Below are 17,634 nucleotides of genomic sequence, written 5' to 3' on the forward strand. Positions count from 1 at the left end.
AGCTTTAAAAAATCACTTAATTAATTTTCTTTTACCGTACACCAATATCACAACACCTAATACCACAAGTATTATATATAGTATCCAATTTGTTTCTGAAGGAGTTTCAAATTCAATAGGGTTATTATTACCTATTAAATAAAATCCACCCCAATACACAGGGTGATTCGTAAACACATCTGCATTTTTGATATAAGCTAGCTTTGCTTGTTGTAATGCTTTGGCTTTACTCATTCCTTTGCCGAGATTGGTATAGAAGTTTTTCATAATTAAAGGGGTAATTTCGTCAGAAACTTCCCAACTACTCAATAAAAGACTTTTGGTTCCTGCATATTGAAAAGCAGTACCTAAGCTCAAAACCCCTTCTCCTTTTGCTATTTTACCTACTCCTGTATTACAAGCACTTAAAACAGTCAGTTCTGCAGGAATATCCAAAGCATATAATTCATAACCATGCAATACATTATCTTCTAAAGAATCCATTGTTTTGGTAAAGTAAATCTTAGAGTTTTCCGGATTTTTATCATCCACTTCTCCGTGTAATGCTAAATGTAAAATATTATACCTGGATGTGTTTTTCTTAAAATTTGACTCTACAGCTTCTGATCCAAAAAAGTAACGCCCTTCAACAATATCTGCTATCGCCTTGATTTCTTTTCGCGTTCCCGGCAAATCTTCATCAGCATCTCTCAACTTCTCCAAAGAAAGAACATCTCCCATCTTTAAAGAATCTTGACCCGAAAAAGAAAATGCTAGGCATTGCTTAAGAAGTTCATCACCGACTTGTACTTCTTCGTTTGATCTGTCATATAGAATGGTTGCAGAATTGGTATAACTTATTGAATATCGGTTTAACAAATAAGGCAGATCAGCAACGGCATCTATTTGCTTATCAGAAGTCAATAAAAGATCAAAATTAAGGTGCCATAAAGATTCATCAGGTATTATAATCAGATGATCTCCTTTAAAATCATTTTTTATAGGAGCAATAAGATCATTATAAAGCTCGTGCCCTAAAACAACATAGTCTGTAGTGTTTTTAAAAGTTATGCTTTTTCTAAAATCTCTTATTTTTTTATCAATTCCAGAAATTGATAATTCTTTAATCTTTGCTGTATCCTTAGTTAGTAAAAAAACATATAATGTACTGTCTGCAACAAAATACTCCAGAAGAGTTGTGTTTTGATCTATCTTTTTTTGAATCTCTTTAACCGAAAGCGTCTTATCTTCATACTTTAATTGATAGTATTTTGGATATCGTTTTTCGAGTACATCTTTTAATGAATCTTGTCTTCTGGAAACATCTGCAATCTTACCTTCTATATTTGATACTTTGGTTGTATCTGTAATTCCTCTATCGATATTGTTATAGAAAATGGATTTGGCCTCAGATAAATCTTCTCTTAATCTTTTCTCCAAAAGTAAAAGCTTCTTTGGCAAACCTGAAAAACCTTTGGCATTTGCATCATTAAGCATCTCTTTAAGAAGATTTGCCTTACTTCTTTCTGCATAATTAAAAGCTTTTTCTAATCTCTCTTCTCCATTTTCAGCATCAGATAATAATTGAGTAGCGATACCTCCATAAAAAACATTTTTAGCATCCTTTGCAAATGTTATTTTGTCTTCTTTATTGTATTGAATTTTTCTAATGGTTTCTACCAATCGACTAGCTTTTTCATAAGTAATCACACTCTTATTGAGAACCTTTGCATCGTTTCCTTTCTCATACATCATTTTTAATACAAATGCTTTCCGTTCCAAAGATTTTAATAATCTGGTTAGACTTAAAAACCTATCAAACTCTCCATAGTTTTCTGAAGCTGTGCTTTTGGGTTGTGTATTAGCTGTGATTGCTTTTTCAAGATAGATTAAAGCTTTATCGTATTTCTTTTTATCGATTTCAAAAATTGCCATAAGGTTATAAGATTCTACTACATAAAAATTATGTTTTCCAAAAACCTTTAAACGAATATCAAGTGCTTTTTCGGCATATTCAGATGCTGTTTTGTATTGATCGACTTCATGATATAGTTCACTTAGATACGAATAGAAATAGGCAGTTCTTACATTATTTTCGCCATAAACCTTACGTGCTAAAACTAACGCTTTTTTGATATAAACGATTCCTTCTTCTCCTCTTAACAAAAGTCCTTTGAGACTGTATGGCAAGGCAAGATTAGGAAAATTCTCACCAAAAGTCTGAACGCCTATTTCTATGGTTTTATTTACATGAAATAGTGCTTTTTCTTTGTTCTTCTGAAAATAATATATGTTTGCAATATTATAATGCATACGTACCTGATCAGGATGATCAACTCCCAAATGCAGTTCACTTAACTGAAGAGATTTTATATAATATTCAAGACTTCTGTTTTCTTCTTTTTTATAGCTATACATTAACCCTATGTTATTGTATAAATCAACAAAATAAAAGTTATCTGGTTTATAGGTATTATTTGCTATAATCAATGCTTTTTCAAGATATGCTAATGTATCATCATATAACCCTTGTTCATAAAAAACATTACCAATTTGTCTATAGATTTCTGCTATTTCGATTGGATTTTCTTTAGCTTTTTTCTTTCTGACCTCAATTGCTTTGTTAAAATGATCCATAGCTTCTTCATAAAGCCCTTTGTATGTTTTGGCTGTACCAAAATTATAATGAGATCTGGCAAAATCCTGATCTTCTTTTGTAAGATTTTCAGATCGTAATTGAAATGCCTTTTCATAATATTCTAATGAAAGATCAAAGTCAGACTTACCTATTCTATAATACGTCCCCAAATTATCCAGAGCCCTAGCTTTTACCCGTGCATTATCAGGTATTTTGGTTTCACTAATTTGTAATGCTTTTTGTGCGTGATGTAAAGCTTTCTCTAAACCAAAAGTATTTTGATAGTTTTCTGATAGTTTGTTATGACAAGAAGCAATACGCTCCCAATTTGGGGTTTGTTTATAAATTTTTCTAGCTTCTTCAAAATTTGCAATAGCACTGGTAAAATTTCTTTGTCCAAAAAGTGAATCCCCCTTTTTGTAGAAAACTGATGCTTTTACTGTATCTACAACCGTTTGGGAGTGTAGTATATTAGAAAACAGAAAAACTATGTTTAGAATTACAATAAGTCTTTTGGTTGAAAAATTGTTTGTATGCATAGGATGATTTTAGCGCTGATAAAAATAATCAAAATCTTAAATCAATAAATTGGTTTTAAATTTTAAGGAAAAAATATAATAAAGTAAACAGTCCAAATAATTTTAGACGGATTTACCTATAACAGTAAACCCGTCTAAATTTTTAATTATAACAGAATTGCAATCTTATACTATTTACAAGCTAAAATAGTACTGGCACCACAAAACCAACCACACCATTGACAATGACCAGTTTTATAAACACCACCACTACTACAATGACAATACAATTGATCTCCACCAACTTGATCATCTGCAATTTCTAATTCGGTACTCGATCCTCCCAAAACGTTTTTCTGTTGAGTTTTGCTTAATGTCTTGGCTCCATCAAGCTTTAAAATTGATTTTAACATTATGAATAAAATTTATGATTTATATTCCCTGAACTATTTATGACACCCAGGGTTAGTGTCTATTCATTCAAAAGAACTTATACCTATCTCTCAAGAGTCTTCAACACATAACAGTTGATTTCTGATTATTAACAACAATAAATATGTTTCTTAATCAACTCGATTTCAACCACAACTGATTAAGGTTTATAAATCTTATACCAGTTACTATATGAAATGGCATTATATCAAGTGCCCTTAAATCGTTTCAATATTTAAGCTGATGTACATCCTTGAATCGTACCAGCGCCACACTTCCAACCGCACCATTTACAATTAGCAACATAATAAGTAGTGCCATTACAATGACAATTAAAACCCCCATCTCCATCATCCTGATGAGTTAACTCAGTAGCTGATCCTCCTAAAACGTTTTTCTGTTGAGTTTTGCTTAATGTCTTAGCCCCATCAAGCTTTAAAATTGATTTTAACATTATGAATAAAATTTATGATTTATACTCCCTGAACTATTTATGACACCCAGGGTTAGTGTCTATTCATTCAAAAGAACTTATACCTATTTCTCAAGAGTCTTAAACACATAACAATTGATTTTTGATTTTTGACGACAATAAACTTGTTATCTAATTAGCTTTATTTCAACAAACAACTGGTTAAAATTTATAAATTCCACTTATACGAGATTTTAAATTTTATACCTGTTGCTAAATGAAATAACACTATATCATGTGCTCTTAAATCGTTTCAATATTTAAGCCGGTGAACATCTGTGAAAGTCACTACCACATATCCAACCGCACCATGAACAATCCTCAGCATAATGAGTAGTTCCACCACAATGACAATTAACCCCACCTTCTCGATCATCATGATGAGCCAATTCGGTAGCCGATCCTCCTAAAATGTTTTTCTGCTGGTTTTTTTTAATTGACTGTACCCCGTCAAGTTTTAAAATTGATTTTAACATGTATAAAATATTTATGATTTATATTCTCTAAACTATTTATGACACCCAATGTTAGTGTCAATTTTCACAAAACAACTTATATCTAAATTCCCATGAGTCTTCAACATATGATCCTCGATTTCTGATTTTTGATAGCATTAAAGATATTACCTCAATTAGCTTGATTTCAACCATAACTGATTAAGATTTATAAATTTTATCTGTTAAATTTATAAATCTTACCTACTACTTTTCAGTAATATTGTTTACCCAAAAAAGTACAATCAAGTTCCATTCTCAGATCACAAAATTTATCTTATCAATCAAGTTATTTAAACACTTCTTTTCTTTAAATTTGCTCCTTCATTGCGATAGGGGGTAATAGCAGCATCTCCTGAATTTTTTTCAGGGATATAGCGGATAACTCGGCTATCGCTCAAAATTAGAACCATGTTAGTAGTACAGAACATTATTGCAAACAAAGAAGCTTACATCAAAGCCTTAGCAAAACGTAACTTTGATGCGGCGCCTATTTTAGAAGAGGTAATTACTTTAGATGAAAATCGTCGCGCAACACAGGCAAAATTAGATAACACTCTTGCTGACTCCAATAAGTTTTCCAAAGAAATCGGAATGTTATATAAGAATGGAGAACAGCAAAAAGCCAATTTGTTAAAAGAGAAAACTGCACAACTTAAAGAAAGTTCAAAAGAGCTCTCTTCGGAACTAACAGAAATTCAGGAGAAACTAGCGCAAATATTATATACAATACCCAATATTCCTCACAACTCTGTTCCTGACGGACAGAGTGATGAAGATAATGAAGAGGTTTTTAGAGAAGGTGACGTTCCTGAATTAGAAGAAGGAGCATTACCTCATTGGGAATTAGCCAAAAAATATGACATTATTGATTTTGAGCTAGGTGTAAAAATTACTGGAGCTGGTTTTCCGGTATACAAGGGTAAAGGTGCCCGATTACAGCGTGCTCTAATTAGTTATTTCTTGGATAAAAATACTGATGCAGGATATAAAGAATATCAGGTTCCTCATTTAGTAAATGAAGCTTCAGGATATGGTACTGGACAATTACCGGATAAAGAAGGACAGATGTATCATGTAACAGGAGATGATTTATACTTAATTCCAACAGCAGAAGTCCCGGTAACCAATATGTTTAGAGATGACCTGGTACAGGAAAACGATCTTCCTGTTTGTTGTACTGGATACACGCCTTGTTTTAGAAGAGAAGCAGGTTCTTATGGAGCTCACGTAAGAGGATTAAACCGTTTACATCAATTTGATAAAGTAGAGATTGTAAGAATTGAAAAGCCTGAAAATTCATACGCTGCTCTTGATGGAATGGTAGATCATGTAAAAGAACTTTTAAGAGAATTAAAACTGCCATATCGTATTTTAAGACTTTGTGGAGGAGATATCGGATTTACTTCTGCCCTAACCTATGATTTTGAGGTGTTTTCTACAGCGCAGGATCGTTGGTTAGAAATAAGCTCTGTTTCTAATTTTGAATCTTATCAAGCTAATCGTTTAAAACTACGTTTTAAAGATGCAAATGGTAAAAATCAATTGGCACATACCCTTAATGGAAGTTCTTTAGCATTACCTCGCGTATTAGCAGGTATTCTAGAAAACTACCAAACTCCAAAAGGTATCAGAATCCCAGACGTTCTAGTACCTTATTGTGGATTTGAATGGATTGATTAACACTATACTTACCTACAAAAAGAGATTTTAGAATAATTTCTGGAATCACTTAAATAGTAAGAAAGAATACACTAACCCGACCAAAGGATTATATCTTTGATCGGGTTATTTTATTGAAAGCAAATTTTCTATACAATTACTAATTAGTACCAGCTTCTTAAAAACTACCTAACTCATCAACAATTTGTTATCTTTACAAAAAAAGTTGCCACATGCGCATTATCATTGTATGCATATTATTTTTATTTTCTACTTCTCTTTTTGCTCAATCTGAACAATTAGCAAAAAACTATATGCAACAAGGAGAGTATGAAAAAGCACTTTCAGTTTATAAAAAATTATACCAGAGAAACTCTAATCGTACTAATTATTTTTTAGGATTAGTAGAATCGTATCAGCAATTAGAACAGTTCGATAATGCCGAAAAAATTCTAAAACAACAAATAGAGAAAGCACCTGGTAATGCCCGACTTTTAGTAGAACTTGGTCATCATTATGATCTTCAGGGAAAATCGGAAGAAGCTCGTTTTTCTTATGACAAAGCTATCCAAACTTATACTCAGAATAACGCTAATCATTCGTTTGCCTATTCTTTAGCTCAAGCTTTTGAAAAATATAACCTTCTGGATGAAGCTGCGATGATTTATGAAAAAGGAATGGAAAATAATCCTGGTTCCAATTTTAATGTACAGTTAGCAAAAATCTATGGAGAACAAGGCAAACTTGAAAAAATGTTTAATAGTTATTTGACATTAATTCAAATCCAGCCTAATTACATAAATATGGTTCAGCGTAATTTTAGTGAATATATTTCTGAAGATCCTGCCAATAATGCAAATGTGATTTTTAGAAAACTACTTATTAAAAAATTACAACAGAATCCAGATATTTTATACAATAGGATGCTGAGCTGGCTTTTTATACAGCAAAAAGAATTCAAAAAAGCTTTTATACAAGAAAAAGCGATATACAAAAGAAATAATGAAGGGTTACAGGGTATAATCGATCTCGCCCGAATTGCCATTGGAGAAAAAGATATTAAATCCGCATCAGAGATTCTCAATTATATACTAAGTGCTCCTGCTTCTGATGACATAAAACTTACTGCTCACAAGATTATTCTTAAAGCCAAAGTTGATGTTGCAGACGAAAAACAATACAAAGCGATTAATGAGCAATACAATCAAGTTTTTGAATCCTATGGAAGATCTCGAGAAACTATTGGCTTGCAAGTAGATTACGCACATTTTTTGGCATTTAATCAGGATCAGAAAAAAGAAGCAATTGATTTTTTAAAGAAGTTGTTAAAAACAGAGCGCCTATCTCGATTCCAATCCTCTCGTGTCAAAATGAAAATTGCTGATATTTTGGTGTTAGATCAAAAATTCAACCAGGCATTAATCTATTATACTCAAGTTCAAAATGCTTTAAAAAATAATTTCCTTGCTCAGGATGCTCGTTTTAAAGTTGCTAAAACTAGTTATTACAAAGGTGATTTTGCCTGGGCACAAACACAATTGGATGTATTAAAATCTTCTACCTCACAATTGATTGCAAATGATGCTATGGAACTGAGCCTTATAATCAGTGATAATTCTCTTGAAGACTCTACACAGACCGCTTTAAAAATATTTGCGAGAGCTGATCTATTAGCCTTTCAGAATAAAAATGAAGAAGCCATCACAACCTATGAAAAGATTTTAACCGATCATAAAGGTGAAAAAATAGAAGATGAAGCCTTTCTTCGTCAGGCTAAACTATATGAGAAAGAGAAGCAATTTGAAAAAGCAAAAGTAAACTATCTTAAAATCATAGAGTTTTATGGTGAAGACATTCTTGCAGACGATGCATACTATTGGTTAGCCGAATTATATGTCAACAAACTTGGACAACCAGAGAAAGCTAAAGAACTGTATGAAAAGATCATTTTCAACCATGCAGATAGTATTTATTTTGTTGATGCTCGTAAAAAGTATCGTACCCTTCGCGGAGATGCAATAAACTAGCATTTTGTTGGTAGTTGATATAGGTTCATTTACCTTTGTCGAAGTAAAATTTTATTCTGATTCTATTATCTCCCCAAGACAATTAATACAACTAATTAATGTATATATATAACGTTACTATAAATATTGAAGAAACCGCTCATGATGAATGGTTAGAGTGGATGAAAGCTGAGCACATTCCTAATATGATTGCTACAGGAAAATTTAGCAAAGCGCTCCTGACAAAGGTTTTGGTCGAAGAAGAAATGGGAGGCATCACCTACTCCGTTCAATATACTACAAATAGCAAAGAAACCTTAGAACAATATTACACAGAAGATGCAGAACGTTTACGCGCAGAATCCAATCGTTTTGCTGGTAAATTTGTGGCTTTTAGAACCGAGCTTGAAATTATAAGTGAGCAATCATGAAAACATACAAACCATCATTGCTTTATTTAATTAAGATTTTTGGGCTTCTTGTGTTTGCATCTTTTTCTGTATTAATCTTTAATCTTTTTTTTGATGTTATTGGATACTTTCTAAAAAGTTCTTTGTTTGAGCTTATTATTTTGATTGTAGTCATCATTCTTTTTGTGATAACCTCATATTTTTCAATACTATCAAACAATCCTATAATTAAGTTTAGTGATACTCATATCATTGCTAGCAATCAAGAAATAGCATATGATCAAATTAGAGATTTTTTTCCTTCAAAAGGTGGTTCTGAACCTTACATAATAACTTCAGAAGGGATTAGAGTAGATTTGCAACTTTCGTGGTTTAGAAAAAAAGATCGTATTGAAATTGAAGATACCTTACTCAAAAAAATAGAATCTTCTCAAACTCCTTCCTAGTATGTCATCTCACTCTAAGAAAAATAAATATTCAAAAACTAAGCCTTCTTTTGTAGAAAGAGGTGTAGAAAAAGGAGGTGTAAAGGCAAAAAAACATTTAGGTCAACATTTTTTAAAAGATGAAAATATTGCTCGTAAAATTGGAGATACACTTACTTTATCAGGATATAAAAATGTAATTGAAATCGGCCCAGGAATGGGTGTGTTGACCAAATATATTCTTCAAAAAGATATTGATGTTGTGGCTATGGATCTAGATAGTGAATCCATTGAATATCTAAACATTAATTTTCCATTAGAAAACCCTCAAGCAGTTAAAGGCAATAACAAATTTACAGTTTTAGAGGCAGATTTTCTTAAATACGATCTCAATACACTATTTGTTGAGGAGCAGTTTGCTATAACTGGTAATTTTCCTTATAATATTTCTTCTCAAATAGTTTTTAAAACTCTTGAGAACAAAAATCGTATTCCAGAGTTTACTGGTATGTTTCAAAAAGAAGTAGCACAACGTATTTGTGAAAAACCAGGAACTAAAACATACGGTATTCTTTCTGTCCTTACGCAAGCTTTTTATAATGCAGAATATTTGTTTACAGTTCCTCCTTCGGTTTTTAATCCTCCACCAAAAGTAGATAGTGGTGTTTTACGATTAAAAAGGAAAAAAGATTATGAACTTCCTTGTAGTGAAAAATTATTTTTTACCGTTGTAAAAACAGCTTTTGGACAACGACGTAAAACCCTAAGAAACAGCCTTAAGACTTTACAACTTTCTGAAGAAATAAAAGTATTGGAAATACTATCAAAACGCCCAGAACAACTAAGTGTAGATCAATTTATTGAATTAACGATCAATATAGAGAAATCAAGAGATTAAACTCATTTAACACACTCATAAAATGCAATTAAATTCTTTGGTTATCTTTGTGAGCGTTTGTAATAGAAACATCAAATAATCAAGCATGTCATTTCAGATTTCTAATGAGCTTATTGAGCAGGTAAAACACCTTATTCAAAATGAAGGGGATAACAGCCTACGCTCTATGCTTGATGAGATTCACTTTGCTGATATTGCAGAGATTTTAAGTGAATTAAGCCTTACCGAAGCTACATACATCATCAAATTACTGGATAGCGAAAAAACTTCTGAAGCTCTTATGGAGTTGGAAGAAGATTTTCGTGAGCGCATCCTTAAAAAACTTTCTGTAAAAGAAATTGCAGAAGAGTTAGAAGAAATGGATAGTGATGATGCAGCAGATGTGGTAGCAGAACTTCCTGAAGAACGTGCAGAAAAGGTAATTGCCGAAATAGAAGACGAAAAGCACGCAGAGGATATTAAAGAACTTCTTACTTATGATGAAGATACCGCTGGTGGATTGATGGCAAAAGAATTAGTAAAGGTAATCGAAACCTGGACAATTGCTGGCTGTGTTCGTGAAATGCGTAGACAAGCAAAAAATGTAACTCGCGTACATTCAATCTATGTGGTAGACAAAGATGAAAAGTTAAAAGGACGATTGTCCTTAAAAGATCTATTAACTGCTCCTACCAAAGCACACATCAGTGACATTTACATTCCTAAAGTTGATTATGTAAATGTAGATACTGAAGGTGAAGAAGTAGCAAGAATTATGCAAAAATATGATCTGGAAGCGATTCCTGTAGTAGATCAGGATGATATTTTAGTTGGCCGTGTCACTATTGATGACATGGTAGATTTCATCAAAGACGAAGCAGAAAAAGATTATCAATTAGCTGCAGGTATTTCTCAAGATGTTGAGGCAGATGACAGTGTATGGGAACTCACTAGAGCACGTCTACCCTGGTTAGTTTTAGGATTAATAGGGGGATTAGGAAGTGTTTTTATAATGGAAGGTTTTGAAGACGCATTAAGTAAATACAAAGAATTGTTCTTTTTCACCCCTCTTATAGCTGCGATGGCAGGAAATGTAGGAGTACAATCAAGTGCAATTATTGTTCAAGGTTTGGCTAATGATAATGTAAAAGGAAGTCTATTTAATCGATTAGTCAAAGAAATCAGCCTCAGTCTTATTAGTGGTGTTACCCTTGGGGTATTAGTGATCGTTTTTGGTTTTTTTGACGGAATGGATCTCTTGTTTAGTTTTACTATTGCCTTATCCTTGTTATGTGTCATTATTGTAGCAGCTCTAATCGGAACATTTGTACCTATCATACTAGATAAAAGAGGAATTGATCCTGCAATTGCAACAGGTCCTTTTATTACTACAAGCAATGATATTTTTGGGATTTTTCTTTTCTTTTATATCGCCAAAGTAATGCTTGGATTTTAGATCTGGATATTTTGAAAATTCCCTGTATTTTCTGTTCCGGATTATACAAAAGAATTTTGCCAAGATAGTAAAACCATCAAGAAGAATAACCAATGCATAACCCGGATAATTAATTTGATATCACTACGAACTTTCTTCGCAAGAATAAACGTGAGGACATCCAATGTATAAACTACAATACGCTGGTCCTGTAACAGATCCTCTACAAGAACATCCGCATAATGACAGATCTACTCCAGCCTGTCCTTTGATCGTACTCTGACTTTTTTTAGAAAGTCTGGTGATACCATCAATGGTTAAAAGATTGGTCTTCATATGAAATATATTTAAAGGTTAATGCTCTAAATGTATATCAAAAAACACTTGTAAAGAATCATTTTAACTTTTTTAATAATTATTTATTTTTAGGGAATAAATCCCTGAATATTTTTTTATTTTTCAAGGTTATTTAAAAATAACTACTATGGCATCTCAAGTATTTGAATTACAATTAAAAGTTCCCAAATCGGCAATTGATGATATGAATCATGTTAATAATGTGGTTTACCTTCAATGGGTACAAGATGTCGCTAAAAAACATTGGGAACATAAAACCAATGAACGAATCAGAGATACATACGTCTGGGTAGTAATCAATCATTTTCTCGAATATCATAATCCCGCTTTTGAAAACGATACCATAACATTGCAAACTTGGATAGATCATCATAAGGGAGCTAAGAGTGAAAGGCATACCAAAATCATAAATACCATAACACAAAAAACATTAGTCTCTGCTAAAACCAATTGGTGTTTACTCTCTAAAGAAACGTTAAGGCCTGTACGGATCACAGATGAAATAAGTACCTTGTTCAAATAATTAAAATTGATTTCTTAATATACTTATTATGCAGGCAATTAATATAAAAGACAAGTTTTCAAAATTCAGTAAACAATGGCATCCTCATCGTATTGCCACTGTTGATGACAATATGGTATATCTCGCAAAATTGAGTGGAGATTTCATTTGGCACAAACATGATAACGAGGATGAACTTTTTCAGGTTGTTAAAGGTACATTACTTATGAAGTTTAGAGATAAGACTGTAGAAGTAAATGCTGGTGAACTAATTGTAATTCCTAAAGGAGTGGAGCATTGCCCGTCTACTAAAGAAGGGGAAGAAGTACACGTTTTACTTTTTGAAAAACAAAGCACTAAGCATACTGGAGAAATTCAAACAGACCGTACAGTTTCTCAATATATCGATTTATAAAATATACTACCTAAAAACTTCTTCTTAAAAAACACAAAACCCCATTAAATAGAATGTTTTTCTTTACACCAGAAGAAATTACAGTTGATTTCTATTTTTTTCAAAACAATAAGATGAAACACTTAATTAAAAAATCATTGTTATTGTGCCTTCTGATACCTTTTTTCACGATTGCGCAAATTAACAAACCTAGTTTAAGTCCAAAAATCACCAAAGAATTAAAAGTAGGACTAGCCTCTGTCAAAATAGAATACGGACAACCAAGTATGGCGGGTAGACAAATTTTTGGAAAACTAATTCCTTATGGAAAACTATGGCGCACAGGAGCTAATTCTTCTACAAAAATTTCAATTGATAAAGATGTTCTCTTAGCGAAACAAAGTATTCCAGCTGGTTCTTATGGATTGTATAGTATTCCTGGAGAAAAAGATTGGACAATTGTCATTCATAAAAACACAAAATTATGGGGTGCTGGTAATTATAATAAAAATGATGATTTAGTTCGTTTTAAAGTTCCGGTAACTAATCTAAAAGATAAAATTGAAACTCTAAGTATTCATTTTGAAAACTTTCATGCCAATGGTGGAGATTTAGTCATCACCTGGGAACAAACAAAAATTATAATTCCTTTATTTGTCGATTCTGACCCAATTATATTTAAAGAAATAGAAGACAAGATTATTAACTCTACCGAAGATGTTAGCGCACAAACATACTTTGATGCAGCGCAGTTCTATTACCATAAAAATAAAAATTTGAACAAAGCAGTGCTATGGTTTGATAAAGCCATTAAAATGAGACCAAATGCTTTTTGGTACAAATATTACAGAGCAGAGCTAGCCTATCATTTAAAAGATTATAAAAGTGCTAAAGATATAGTCTCACAATCATTAAGTCAAGCCGAGTCAAGTAAATCAGGAGATTACGGGTATATAGCTAAATGTGGATTATTATTAGAAAAAATCAACAACAAAGGTTAGATTTCTTATGTTTTTATAAAGCAGCCAAAGATGGTTCAGAAATACAATTAAACTAAAAGACCACTTGCAATTGCAAGTGGTCTTTTTAAATAGAAATATCTTTTGCTTATTGAATCACCATTTTCTTGGTTTCAATTTTCACATCTCCTACATATAAAGTATAAAAATAAGTTCCTGAGGATAATCCAGCACTATTAATATTCAATTCTCCTTCACCTCTTTCCTGAAGTTCGACTCTTGATATTACCTGCCCGCTGATATTACTAAACACCATAGTTGCTTTGTATGCATCCTGAGGAATAAAATATTTTATTAATGATGTTCCTTGATATGGATTCGGAATATTTTGGTAAAGGATCGCTCTCTTTCCCTCTGGCAATTCGTTTTCTTCTACATCTAATGTTTGACAAGCACAAGCTTCTAGCGCCTCTACGCGAGTAATCAGATCATTTATCAATGCAAGTTGAGCATCTAATTGTGTCTGCTGAGTAGTGTTCTGATTTTGAAGTGGAACTAAAATAGAAGAAAGATCTACCGTTGTTGAGCTCCCATTTTCAATTGCGATAGTCAGTTCATTATTACTTAATGTAGCAGAGCTAAGGTTTTGATTATCTGTATTTACATAAGCAGATAGGTCTATAGAATTTCCATTAGAAATACTTAGTGTATTGGTAGTAAGATTTAATGTCTGAGTATCTGTATTATCTAAATAAGAAGATAAATCTACGGTGGTAGCATCATTAGTAAGACTTAATACATTATTAGTAAGCGATAAATCTTGTGCATCTGTATTATCCAAATATGATGATAAATCTACAGTAGTAGCATCATTAGTAAGACTTAACACATTATTGGTAAGCGATAAATCTTGTGCATCTGTATCAGTAGTCCAAGCTGTACCACTCCATAAATACAATTTATTTTCATCTGTATCAAACACCATCATCCCGTTCTCCCCTGTTCCTAAACTAGCTTCAAAAGTCGTACGCTCAGCAGTAGTCATCCTATTAATCAGCAAACCTTTATTAGTCGCTGTCATATGTACCGAAGCATTCGAATTAGGGCTAAAAGATCCAACACCTACAGTTCCGCTTGCACGAAGAGTTAATGCGTCTGTTGGTGTATTTGGTTGTATTCTAAAAGGAAGCTTACTCCCATTAGTAACATCTCTAACAAAAAAATTAGTTTCATTACCAGCCAGATCCCAGGTTTGAGGAGTCCATCCATTAGAACCATCCTGCGCAATACGTATCGTAGGACTGTCTCCATCTAAAATATTAAGCTCAAGACCTCCTGGACTATCTGTTCCAATCCCAACGTTTCCATCACTACTAATTCGCAATGCATTATTAGGAGCCCCGGCATCGATTCTAAAAGGAACTCTTCCTGCTGTTGCATCATCAATTGAAAAATAATTATCGCCTCCATTTGATTGATCATTAAATGTAAAACGCCAATCATTAGCTGGAAAAGAAGCCGAACTAGAATTATCATCAAAAAACATTCTCAGATTATCTTCTTTCATTATGAAAGTATCAGAACCAAAACTTTGATTGTTCGCTATACTCATACCAATACCTAGTGAACCTTGAACAAATAAATCTTCTGCTATCAACTGTCTGCTCGGGACATCTGCGTCCTCTTGCCCATAACCTGATATAGATACAACCAGTAACACTACTATAGATAGTAATTTTGTTTTCATAAAAGGGTTTATTAGATTTCCTGCAAATGTAAAAATATCAATTAGCTTTTCCTACATCAAATAACTGAAAATCAGATAAAATACAATAATCAAGTATTTATACGGATGATATATTTATTATTTAAAAAAAATGAGGAATAGAACAATCAAGTATATCAAACAAATAATTACCATCTTTTGATCATAAATTTTTCTAAAAATTAAAGGGTATCTATAGCTATTTTATAAGAACCTAATCTTTTATTATTTATTTTTGAAATTGAAATCCCTATTTTATGAAAATCCTTCACCTAGATACTAATCATCCTTTAATACTGGATCAGCTTACTGCTCTTAATTTTGTAAATGATGAAGATTACACTTCAACAAAAGAAGAAATCGAATCCAAAATAGCAGACTATGAAGGAATTATCATCAGAAGTAGGTTTAAAATTGATAAAACTTTCCTGGATAAAGCAAAAAACCTAAAATTTATTGGCCGTGTTGGTGCAGGATTAGAAAACATTGATACAGCGTATGCCTCTATTTTAAACATTAAACTTTTTAATGCTCCGGAAGGAAATCGTAACGCAGTTGGAGAACATGCTTTAGGAATGATCCTGACTCTATTTAATAAATTAAATATATCTGACCAAAGTGTACGCAACGGATATTGGCTAAGAGAAGAACATCGCGGTATAGAGCTAGACAGAAAAACTATAGGCATTATAGGTTATGGAAATATGGGAAGAGCCTTTGCCAGAAAATTACGTGGGTTTGATGTAGAAATTATTTGTTACGATATTAAAGAAGATGTTGAGAATAGTGATGCGACTCAAGTAGATTTAAAAGAATTTTTTGAAAAAACCGATGTTCTAAGTCTTCATACTCCTGAAACACCTCAAACAATCGGAATGATTAATACTCAGTTTATTGAACAATTTAAAAAACCATTTTGGCTTATAAATACCGCTCGAGGAAAAAGTGTTGTAACAGAGGATTTGGTAAAGGGCTTAAAAGAAGGTAAAATACTAGGAGCTGGTTTAGATGTTTTAGAATATGAGAAATCATCTTTCGAAAATCTATTTACTTCTAAAGAAAAAATACCTGTCGCCCTTAAAGAATTACTTAGTATGGAAAACGTAATTCTAAGCCCTCACGTTGCTGGCTGGACAATAGAGTCTAAAGAAAAACTTGCACAAACGATTGTCAACAAAATCCAAACTTCATTTTGTTAGAAAACATATTTACCTCATTAATCTCTAGATATTCTAATGATCAAACTTATATTGATCATCTTTGGGACAGTATTGTTAAAAAACACAATAAAAAGAAACGGTATTACCACAACCTTATTCACTTAGAGCACTTGTATCAAAAGCTTGATCCAATCAAAAGTGAAATTCAGGACTGGGATATGGTATTGTTTGCATTATTTTATCACGACTATGTATATAATATTTTAAAAAAAGATAATGAAGAACAAAGTGCTGATATGGCAAAAAAGATAATACGATCGCTCTCCATACAAGAAGATAGAGCTGAGTTTTGTTCATCAATTATCCACGCTACAAAAAGACACCTAATTTCAACAAATACAGATATTAATTATTTTATCGATGCAGATCTTTCTATTTTAGGTAGTAGTTGGCAAGAGTATGAAACATATTTCAATAGTGTAAGAAAAGAATACAAGTACTATCCCGATTTTATGTACAATAAGGCAAGAATTAAAATTTTAAAACATTTTATTAGTATGCCAAGAATTTTTAAAACTGATCACTTTTTTAACAAATTAGAATGTAAGGCAAAATATAACCTTCAGGAAGAAGTGAATTTACTCTCAGAATTTATTTAATTTTTTTGATTACAGTAGAGTTTTGCTAAATTTATGGAGTGAGGAAAACCATATTTATTTTTGGAGCATTAGTTGTAGCATTACTTGCACTTTTTCAATTGAGCACATATAGTATTATGGCAAGAGATACTTCTATAGAAGTTGTTATTGCTATCATCGCTATTATATTTTTTGTTATTGGTGTGTTAATCAATAAAAAAGTATTGCACAAAAAGAAAATCCCGGGAAAGATTGACCATAAAAAAATAGAAACACTTGGACTTAGTAAACGTGAATATGAAGTGTTGTGTGAAATCGCATCAGGATTATCAAATAAAGAAATAGCTGATAAGCTTTTTATTTCAGAAAGCACAATAAAAACACATGTTTCAAACCTTTTAGTAAAGTTAAATGCAAAACGGCGCACACAAGCCATTCAAATAGCTAAAGAACTCCAAATCATTCCTTTTTAAGGGTATTTAAATCAAAAGTACCATACAATTCGTACTTT

18 protein-coding genes are annotated in these 17,634 nt (G+C 32.2%); 12 read left to right on the forward strand and 6 right to left on the reverse strand.

All coding sequences use genetic code 11. The features are described from left to right. Positions 1-12: 12 nt before the first annotated feature. From U0D62_RS15050 to U0D62_RS15065, 4 genes are all read right to left on the reverse strand, one after another. On the reverse strand, positions 13-3,156 hold the full coding sequence (locus tag U0D62_RS15050) for a CHAT domain-containing protein (protein ID WP_322288131.1): 3,144 nt from the start codon (positions 3,154-3,156) through the stop codon (positions 13-15). A gap of 170 nt (positions 3,157-3,326) precedes the next feature. After that, complete coding sequence (locus tag U0D62_RS15055; protein WP_322288132.1) at positions 3,327-3,548, reverse strand: hypothetical protein; 222 nt, start codon at positions 3,546-3,548, stop codon at positions 3,327-3,329. Positions 3,549-3,802: 254 nt separating this feature from the next. Continuing rightward, the gene (locus tag U0D62_RS15060; RefSeq protein ID WP_322288133.1) at positions 3,803-4,021 is read right to left on the reverse strand and encodes a hypothetical protein; all 219 of its coding nucleotides are present in this window, start codon (positions 4,019-4,021) and stop codon (positions 3,803-3,805) included. A 278-nt stretch (positions 4,022-4,299) separates the two neighbouring features. Continuing rightward, positions 4,300-4,515: a hypothetical protein gene (locus tag U0D62_RS15065; protein WP_322288134.1), complete on the reverse strand. Its 216-nt coding sequence runs from the start codon at positions 4,513-4,515 to the stop codon at positions 4,300-4,302. A 429-nt stretch (positions 4,516-4,944) separates the two neighbouring features. On the opposite strand from U0D62_RS15065, the gene serS reads away from it, so the two are divergent. The 6 genes from serS to mgtE all read left to right on the forward strand — a co-directional run bounded on the left by serS (position 4,945) and on the right by mgtE (position 11,369). Further along, positions 4,945-6,216, forward strand: coding sequence for a serine--tRNA ligase (serS, locus tag U0D62_RS15070; RefSeq protein ID WP_322288135.1), 1,272 nt, complete (start codon positions 4,945-4,947; stop codon positions 6,214-6,216). 212 nt (positions 6,217-6,428) lie between these two features. Continuing rightward, positions 6,429-8,222 carry a tetratricopeptide repeat protein gene (locus U0D62_RS15075; protein ID WP_322288136.1) on the forward strand — a complete coding sequence of 598 codons (1,794 nt, stop codon included), beginning with the start codon at positions 6,429-6,431 and terminating at the stop codon, positions 8,220-8,222. Between the two features lie 98 nt (positions 8,223-8,320). Next, positions 8,321-8,632: a DUF4286 family protein gene (locus U0D62_RS15080; protein ID WP_322288137.1), complete on the forward strand. Its 312-nt coding sequence runs from the start codon at positions 8,321-8,323 to the stop codon at positions 8,630-8,632. After that, positions 8,629-9,057, forward strand: a complete 429-nt coding sequence (locus tag U0D62_RS15085) for a hypothetical protein (RefSeq protein WP_322288138.1) — start codon at positions 8,629-8,631, stop codon at positions 9,055-9,057. The genes U0D62_RS15080 and U0D62_RS15085 overlap by 4 nt, the downstream gene beginning before the upstream one ends. Before the next feature lies 1 nt (position 9,058). Next, entirely contained in the window at positions 9,059-9,934 is an 876-nt protein-coding gene (rsmA, locus tag U0D62_RS15090) for a 16S rRNA (adenine(1518)-N(6)/adenine(1519)-N(6))-dimethyltransferase RsmA (protein WP_322288139.1), read from the forward strand. Between the two features lie 85 nt (positions 9,935-10,019). Next, entirely contained in the window at positions 10,020-11,369 is a 1,350-nt protein-coding gene (mgtE, locus tag U0D62_RS15095) for a magnesium transporter (protein WP_322288140.1), read from the forward strand. Between the two features lie 123 nt (positions 11,370-11,492). Here mgtE and U0D62_RS15100 read toward each other — a convergent pair whose 3' ends face one another. Continuing rightward, on the reverse strand, positions 11,493-11,684 hold the full coding sequence (locus U0D62_RS15100) for a hypothetical protein (protein WP_322288141.1): 192 nt from the start codon (positions 11,682-11,684) through the stop codon (positions 11,493-11,495). A 148-nt stretch (positions 11,685-11,832) separates the two neighbouring features. Between U0D62_RS15100 and U0D62_RS15105 the strand changes: the two genes are divergently transcribed. The 3 genes from U0D62_RS15105 (at position 11,833) to U0D62_RS15115 (ending at position 13,602) form a co-directional block, all read left to right on the forward strand. Continuing rightward, the gene (locus U0D62_RS15105; RefSeq protein ID WP_416135541.1) at positions 11,833-12,228 is read left to right on the forward strand and encodes an acyl-CoA thioesterase; all 396 of its coding nucleotides are present in this window, start codon (positions 11,833-11,835) and stop codon (positions 12,226-12,228) included. Positions 12,229-12,256: 28 nt separating this feature from the next. Further along, positions 12,257-12,622: a cupin domain-containing protein gene (locus U0D62_RS15110; protein WP_322288142.1), complete on the forward strand. Its 366-nt coding sequence runs from the start codon at positions 12,257-12,259 to the stop codon at positions 12,620-12,622. A gap of 113 nt (positions 12,623-12,735) precedes the next feature. Then, a complete protein-coding gene (locus U0D62_RS15115) occupies positions 12,736-13,602 on the forward strand; it encodes a DUF2911 domain-containing protein (RefSeq protein WP_322288143.1) in 867 nt (288 codons plus the stop codon). Between the two features lie 106 nt (positions 13,603-13,708). On the opposite strand, the gene U0D62_RS15120 is transcribed toward U0D62_RS15115, so the two are convergent. Continuing rightward, positions 13,709-15,307: a T9SS type A sorting domain-containing protein gene (locus U0D62_RS15120; protein WP_322288144.1), complete on the reverse strand. Its 1,599-nt coding sequence runs from the start codon at positions 15,305-15,307 to the stop codon at positions 13,709-13,711. 275 nt (positions 15,308-15,582) lie between these two features. Here U0D62_RS15120 and U0D62_RS15125 point away from each other — a divergent pair, with 275 nt between their 5' ends. The 3 genes from U0D62_RS15125 to U0D62_RS15135 are packed head-to-tail and all read left to right on the forward strand — an operon-like array spanning position 15,583 to position 17,596. Continuing rightward, on the forward strand, positions 15,583-16,524 hold the full coding sequence (locus U0D62_RS15125; protein ID WP_322288145.1) for a 2-hydroxyacid dehydrogenase: 942 nt from the start codon (positions 15,583-15,585) through the stop codon (positions 16,522-16,524). After that, positions 16,518-17,144, forward strand: coding sequence for an HD domain-containing protein (locus U0D62_RS15130; protein WP_322288146.1), 627 nt, complete (start codon positions 16,518-16,520; stop codon positions 17,142-17,144). The genes U0D62_RS15125 and U0D62_RS15130 overlap by 7 nt, the downstream gene beginning before the upstream one ends. A 38-nt stretch (positions 17,145-17,182) precedes the next feature. Beyond that, positions 17,183-17,596: a response regulator transcription factor gene (locus U0D62_RS15135; RefSeq protein WP_322288147.1), complete on the forward strand. Its 414-nt coding sequence runs from the start codon at positions 17,183-17,185 to the stop codon at positions 17,594-17,596. Positions 17,597-17,634 lie beyond the last annotated feature (38 nt).

The organism is Aquimarina callyspongiae, assembly GCF_034322225.1.
Classification (GTDB): domain Bacteria; phylum Bacteroidota; class Bacteroidia; order Flavobacteriales; family Flavobacteriaceae; genus Aquimarina.